Annotated in this window: 6 protein-coding genes; all 6 read right to left on the reverse strand. The window is 35.0% G+C overall.

Going from position 1 to position 4,176, the window contains the following annotated elements; all coding sequences use genetic code 11:
- A partial coding sequence (locus K5Q12_RS07280) for a KxYKxGKxW signal peptide domain-containing protein (protein WP_220742906.1) occupies nucleotides 1–76 on the reverse strand: 76 nt, incomplete at its 3' end.
- A gap of 251 nt (nucleotides 77–327) precedes the next feature.
- Nucleotides 328–1,131 carry a Cof-type HAD-IIB family hydrolase gene (locus tag K5Q12_RS06450; RefSeq protein ID WP_220742897.1) on the reverse strand — a complete coding sequence of 268 codons (804 nt, stop codon included), beginning with the start codon at nucleotides 1,129–1,131 and terminating at the stop codon, nucleotides 328–330.
- Between the two features lie 49 nt (nucleotides 1,132–1,180).
- On the reverse strand, nucleotides 1,181–1,360 hold the full coding sequence (locus K5Q12_RS06455; RefSeq protein ID WP_220742899.1) for a hypothetical protein: 180 nt from the start codon (nucleotides 1,358–1,360) through the stop codon (nucleotides 1,181–1,183).
- Nucleotides 1,360–2,835 carry a signal recognition particle protein gene (gene ffh / locus K5Q12_RS06460; protein WP_220742900.1) on the reverse strand — a complete coding sequence of 492 codons (1,476 nt, stop codon included), beginning with the start codon at nucleotides 2,833–2,835 and terminating at the stop codon, nucleotides 1,360–1,362. The genes K5Q12_RS06455 and ffh overlap by 1 nt, the downstream gene beginning before the upstream one ends.
- Nucleotides 2,836–2,894: 59 nt before the next feature.
- Complete coding sequence (ylxM, locus tag K5Q12_RS06465; protein ID WP_220742902.1) at nucleotides 2,895–3,239, reverse strand: YlxM family DNA-binding protein; 345 nt, start codon at nucleotides 3,237–3,239, stop codon at nucleotides 2,895–2,897.
- A partial coding sequence (ftsY, locus tag K5Q12_RS06470; protein WP_220742904.1) for a signal recognition particle-docking protein FtsY occupies nucleotides 3,236–4,176 on the reverse strand: 941 nt, incomplete at its 5' end. The genes ftsY and ylxM, both read right to left, overlap by 4 nt.

Here is a 4,176-nt window from a genome sequence, read left to right on the forward strand (position 1 = left end):
ATGCTGTAGCAGCCGCAACCCATGTCTTACCTGACTTATACAGCTTTTTTCGGGTAATTGTTTCTTTTATTTTCATCAAATCACTCCCTATTATACGTTTAACATTTCCATTAATGCAAAAATAAATAACTAACACTTATGAAAAATATTAGCATATTTTTTATAATTTTACGATTGTTGATACAAAAGTAATAATAGCTTAACATTGTAATAAAAAATCAGTTTAGTAATATATAAAAACCTATAATAAACGTTTATCATAGGCTTTTATTAAAATATTGAAATAATTCATTGCATCATTTTATATTTATACCAATCAATCAGCAGCTATAGTTTTTCTAAAATGGTTCGCAATACACCATCATGTTCGTTATCTGCAATACTGACCTCAAAATCATGTTTGAAAAGTTCTTTGTCCGCATTTGTCATTGCATATGGATGACCAACATATTCTAGCATTTCTAGATCATTTAACCCGTCACCAAAAGCCATAATCTCATCCACCGAAATGTCTAAAGTTTCAGCTATATAACGCAGAGCATTTGCTTTATTAACATAGGGATTCACAATATCAATCGCACCATATCCAGAAGTCGTAACATGCACCTTATTACCTAAAATTGTTTTAGCCTCTCTCATAAATTCATATTCTAATTCCGGTATAACTAACGAAATTTTTAAAATAGGCTCTTTAATTTCATCAACTGAATTGATTAATGTTAGGTTTTCAAAGTAAGTTTTAGCAAAGGAGAGTTGTTCATCATTATGATTTTTAACAATCATATAAGATCGGGTTGCTGCAACAAATGAAATCCCCAATTGTAAGTCTGCTAGATATTTATTTGATAAGTCATTTATGATTGCTAACGACTCATTTGGAACAGACCAAACTTGCTTCAACTCACCATTTAAAATGACTTCAGCACCATTATTGGCAATCAATTGATATTGACCGTCAAAATTTCTAAAGTATTCTTTTATTTTTTTGACATGATTACCTGTAGCAACAACAAACTGTCCGCCTTGTGCATGAAGTTTATCAAGCACTTCTTGGAATAAAGGTTCGTTAAAACTTTTATCATTTTTTAAAAATGTTGCATCAAGATCTGAAGCGATTAGTTTAATTGACATATATCTCCTTTTCCCACGTATCTTCACAGCCTAAAGTGTTATCTAGTCATTAGTGTAATATCCACCAACCTAGTAATCGAATTAAGCCGTAAATAATTAATCCCATTATTGCTGCCCAGAAGAAAGCTGAAATAATAGTTAAAAAACTTGTATTTTTCATATTCAATAAGTTAGAGCACGAACAAACAATAAATACAAAAATTGGCAAAACTCGTTCTAATTTTTGCATTATTTTTTGCCACGCTTCTTCTTTGCCTTTTGCAATCGGCGAGCAGCTTGTTTAATAGCAAAATTTTGAATTTTTTGTCCAAAATTTCCTTTTGGCATGCCACCGTTCATACCACCCATCATAGATGACATATCCATACCTGCATTGCCCATCATTTTATCAATGCCACCGAAATTGCCATTAGTCGCTTGATTCATCATTTTACGCATTTGATCAAATTGTTTAATCATACGATTAACTTCCACAATCGGACGTCCAGCACCTGCTGCAAGACGCCTACGACGAGATGGGTTAATTAAATCAGGATTCTCTCGTTCTTCAGGTGTCATTGAACTGACAATCGCTTCTAAGTGAGCAAACTGCTTCGCATCAATATTAATATTTGCTAAAGCAGGATTATTCGCCATACCAGGAATCATTTTCAATAAATCTTCCATTGGTCCCATTTTTTGAACTTGCTGTAATTGAGCAACAAAATCATTGAAATCAAATGTATTTTGTCGCATTTTTTCAAGTTGCTTCTCTTGAGCTTCTTGATCAAAATCGCGTTGTGCTTTCTCAATTAATGTCAGCACATCACCCATACCCAAAATTCGAGATGCCATACGATCTGGATAAAAGACATCTAAATCAGTTGGCTTTTCGCCTTGCCCAATAAATTTAATTGGTTTACCAGTAACATCACGAATTGATAAGGCTGCACCACCACGTGTATCACCATCTAATTTGGTTAAAACAATACCTGTCAAATCTAACGATGCTGAAAAGCCTTTTGCAGTCTCAGCAGCATTTTGTCCTGTCATCGCATCCACTGTCAACAAAATTTCATCTGGTGAAGCAATGTTAGCAATATCTTTTAGTTCCTGCATTAATGCTTCATCAATCTGCAAGCGACCAGCAGTATCAATAAATACATAATCATTTTTGTTTTTTTGTGCTTCGGCTAAACCTTGACGAACAATATCTCTTGGATCAATGTCTGTTCCAAGTTGAAACACTGGAATTTCAAGATCACGTCCTAGTATTTCTAATTGATCAATAGCAGCTGGACGATAAACATCGGCAGCAATCAATAATGGTCTAGCTTTGTTTTCATGCTTTAATTTGTAAGCTAATTTGGCAACTGTTGTGGTTTTTCCAGCACCCTGTAATCCAGCCATCATAATGATTGTTGGGATTTTAGGTGACTTATTCAAAGGAACAGCTTCTTCACCCATTGTTGCTGTTAATTCATCGTTCACGATTTTAACAACTTGTTGTGCAGGATTTAAGCCTTCTAATATGTCAGCCCCACTGGCTTTTTCACGAACATTAGCTACAAATTTCTTAACAGTATCGTAGTTAACATCGGCTTCCAGCAATGCTAAACGAATTTCTCGCATTGTTGCGCGTAAGTCTTCTTCACTAACACGTCCTCGACCTGTCAGATTTTTCATCGCCTTGGATAGACGTTCAGTTAAATTTTCAAAAGCCATAATATTTCTTGCACTAATTATTCTTAATTAGTGGATTTCCTCCTGATTTTTAGCTCATTTTAGTCTTCTATTTCGTGTGCCATGAGCTGTGAAACAAGTGTTTGTAGTTGTACATCCTCGCTATAATTTTTATCAATGTACGATAAAACTTTTTTTTCAATAGCAGAACGTGCTTCAAAATCTCGTTGCAGATTTAATTTTTGTTCATATTTTAAAAGTTGCTCAATACCACGCTTAATATTATCAGAGACAGCTTGTCTACTAACTACTTCTGCCTCTGCAATTTCAACAATTGAATAATCGTCTTCAAAATAATAACGTAAATAATCTTGTTGTTTGGTGGTTAATAATACACCATAAAATCCAAATAGTGAATTTATATGATTCTTTTCTTCGAATTTCATTCGATCAAGTCCTTAAACAATCCGTAAATAAATTCTTCGGGTTTGAAAACACGTAAGTCACTCGCTTTTTCACCAAAACCAATCCATTTCACAGGTAAATGCATGGCACTACGTATCGCAAACACAATGCCACCTTTTGCAGTCCCATCCATCTTGGTCAATACAATACCTGTAACATCTGATGAATCTTTAAACAATTTAGCCTGTTGCAATGCATTTTGACCAGTTGTAGAATCCAGTACTAGTAATACTTCATGAGGTGCATTTGGGATTTCACGTTGTATAATGCGTTTCATTTTTTCTAACTCTTGCATCAAGTTGACATTATTCTGCAAACGACCAGCTGTATCAACAAACAAGATATCAAATTTTTCATCTCGAGCTTTAGCAATTGCTTCAAATACTACAGAAGCCGGATCGGCTTTTTCTTTTCCAGCAACAACTGGTACACCCGCACGCTCTCCCCATTCTTGTAACTGTTTTGTTGCCCCTGCACGGAAGGTATCTGCAGCAGCAAGCAAGACCGATTGGCCTTGTTGCCGATATTTTGTAGCTAACTTTCCGATAGTTGTGGTTTTACCCACACCATTGACACCGACAAATAGAATAACTGTTGTCCCGTTCGCATTAAAGTGCATTGTTGCATCTTCATCAACGCCGTCAGCCTCATATAAGTCAACCATTTTCTTAATGATAACATCACGTACGTCTTCTTTACGTTTAGCGTTTTCTAATTTAACCTCTTCACGTAATTCATCAGAAATTTTAATAGCCATATCAAATCCTACGTCAGCGCCAACTAAGGTTTCTTCCAAATCTTCAAAGAAGTCCTCATCAACTGAGCGAAAATTAGCTAAAAACTTATTAAATCGTGCAGCAAAACCTGTTCGTGTTTTTTCCAGACCCTTATTATAGACCTGTTGTTCTGATTCAATTT

The organism is Leuconostoc palmae (genome assembly GCF_019656075.1).
Classification (GTDB): Bacteria; Bacillota; Bacilli; order Lactobacillales; family Lactobacillaceae; genus Leuconostoc; species Leuconostoc palmae.